At 60.3% G+C, this 2,300-nt stretch carries 2 protein-coding genes and 1 pseudogene; all 3 read right to left on the minus strand.

Annotated elements, in window-relative coordinates; translation table 11 throughout:
• Positions 1-184 (minus strand): annotated as a pseudogene (locus AC5RUM_RS21410) (aspartate aminotransferase family protein); the annotation flags it as partial.
• A gap of 30 nt (positions 185-214) precedes the next feature.
• A complete protein-coding gene (locus AC5RUM_RS21415) occupies positions 215-1,273 on the minus strand; it encodes a phosphotransferase (RefSeq protein WP_494036840.1) in 1,059 nt (352 codons plus the stop codon).
• A 296-nt stretch (positions 1,274-1,569) separates the two neighbouring features.
• The coding region (locus AC5RUM_RS21420) for an ABC transporter substrate-binding protein (RefSeq protein ID WP_494036841.1) at positions 1,570-2,300 on the minus strand (731 nt) is incomplete at its 5' end.

A 2,300-nucleotide genomic window follows, 5' to 3' on the forward strand; every position in this document is an offset into this window, starting at 1 on the left:
CGCCCTTGCCGCGAACGATTTCCAGGGGGGTGTCGTAGAAGAGCCGGTATCCGGGTCCGAGGCTCTGGTCCCGGCGTCGGATGCTCTTCTGCATCTGGTCCGGGAGCTCGCTAAGGCGGTTGGGATCAAAGCCATTGACCATGGGTTTGGACGGCTTGCGGATGATCTGGGAAGAGTTGGCCATGGTTTCTCCTTGAGGCTGGTGCGTCTGGGTTCAGGGTGTGGAAGGCAGTTTCGGTGCGGGGGCGGCGGCCGTGGCGGCGAGCCGGTCCCAGTCCGGCTTGGAGTGGGAGAGCAGGTAATCGCGTCTTTGCGGCAATTGGCTTGCCCGCCACCCCGTGATGAGGGCGCGCAGGAGCAGGCGGGCCTGGGCTGAGATGATCAACGCCTCCAACTCCTGGTCGGGCAGCGGATGGATACTTTGATAGCCACCCATGACGTGCAGTGCGTGTTCCCAGGGGCTGGACGGGTCTGTTCCCAGAAGGTTGGCCATGGTGACGCTGAGGTCGAAGATCACCGGTGTCCGCACGGCGTCTCCGAAGTCGATGATCCCGGTCACGTAGTCCGGGCTGTCCGGGTCGACGAGGATATTGAACGGGCTGAAATCCCCGTGCACAACCTGAGAGGTCAGGGTGTCCAGCAGCGGAACCACCTTCGCGTCGAACCGGTCAAAAATGTCCTCGGCCAAGGAGCGTTTGTGCTGCTCATCGACGTAGTCAAGAAGCGGCCGCATCCGGTGGAAGTGCTTCAGGTCCCACAGGAGCAAACGGTCGGCGCGGGGATGATCGAAGTCCTGCAACGCAACGCCCAGACGGGCAAGGCTGGAGCCCACCAACTGAAGCTGACCAGCCGACGCCCCGTGATTGGCCAGCAACTCGCCAGGCATGAAGCGCATCACCCGAAGCACCCGGTCAAAGGGTCCGGGCGGTGACGGAATATGGACTTCGGTACTCCCTGTAAAGCTCTTTACTACGCGCTGCACCGGAAGTTCGGGGGCGCTTAGTTCCAGATGCTCCATGCAAGCCGTCTGCAAGTTAACTATCAGGGGATCCTCATCGGCTGTGGACAGCTTGACAAGATACATGTCATTTCCGTCTTGCAGACGAAAAGTCTCGTCTTTCTCAGTGGGAATGCGTTTCAGGTTGCCGTTCAGGCCGTAGGACTGTTCAAGGAGCTCCAAGACAGCTGAGTCGGCGAGCTGAGACTGTTCCAGAAGGAGTCCGCTCTCTGATGCGACGGCGTCGATAAATTCGGAGTCGGTGCTGACATTCATGTCCTGGGCTCCTGCCGCTAGTGGGAAATTCGATATGTAGGAAATCAACAAGTCCTGGGTGAAGCCAGCTGCTGTGATTCGCGACCGTGGTGGTAGAAGCCAGCCCGGGTTTACCTGCTCTGCTGTTCTTCTGTTCAACAGTTCTACACAAGCTAGTATGCCACGCTCTCGACGGATCTACAAGGATTCCCCGGCTCTATGGGCCAGTGAGCAGCGTGGATACGTGTTTGACCCTCGCCATGCCCTAGATGATGCAGGCGCGACGATGGATTACCGGAGCCGCTGGGTTGGGGGTGTTAGCGGATCTCGGCTTCAGTGATGGCTGATTCGGCCAGGCCCCAGTACTCCAGCGATTCCTTGTATTCCGGGCTTTCCAGGACGGACTGGATGGCCTTCTGCAGTGCCGGTGTCAACGGTGAGCCCTTTTTCAGCGCCATGGCGACGTTGGTGTTCGTGCGGGTATCCATCCTCGGTTCCAGGATGGTGAAGTGGTTGGGCTGCTGCTCGTTGGCCCAGGCCAGGGCGCTGGCGTCGTAGAAGACGCCGTCGATTCGCTTGGAGTCCAGCTGCGTCAGGGCTTCCTGGATGTTGGGCAGTGTCACGCCGTTGATGGCCGGTTGGCCCTTTTCCTCGCAGGTCCACTTCGAGACGTTCGGCAGGTGCCTCAGCTGCTGGGTGGAGCCCTTGGTTACGCCAATGTTCCTGCCACAGAGCGTGTCGTTGGTCAGATTGTTCGGGTTGCCGTGGGGGACCGCCACGGCCGAGCCGCCCTTGAGGTAGTTGATCATGTCCAGGACCTTCAGCCGCTCTTCGGTCGCGGACATGGTGGTGGCGGTGAAGTCGTAGCGGCCGCTGTCAATACCGGGAATGATCGTGTCAAACGCCGTGTTCTCGAACTTCAGCTTCAGCCCCAGCTTCTTGGCCACCAGACGGGCGAGGTCCGGGTTCACGCCAATCGGGGTGGTGTTGTCCTCGGCGAGGAAGGTCATCGGCGGGGAGCTCAAATCCATCGCCACAGTGATTTCGC

The organism is Arthrobacter sp. B2060, from assembly GCF_059090445.1.

What these genes read in the sequence shown, in the direction of transcription:
- AC5RUM_RS21415 (WP_494036840.1), bottom strand. Translation starts at nt 1,273, where the DNA reads ATGAATGTCAGCACCGACTCCGAATTTATCGACGCCGTCGCATCAGAG.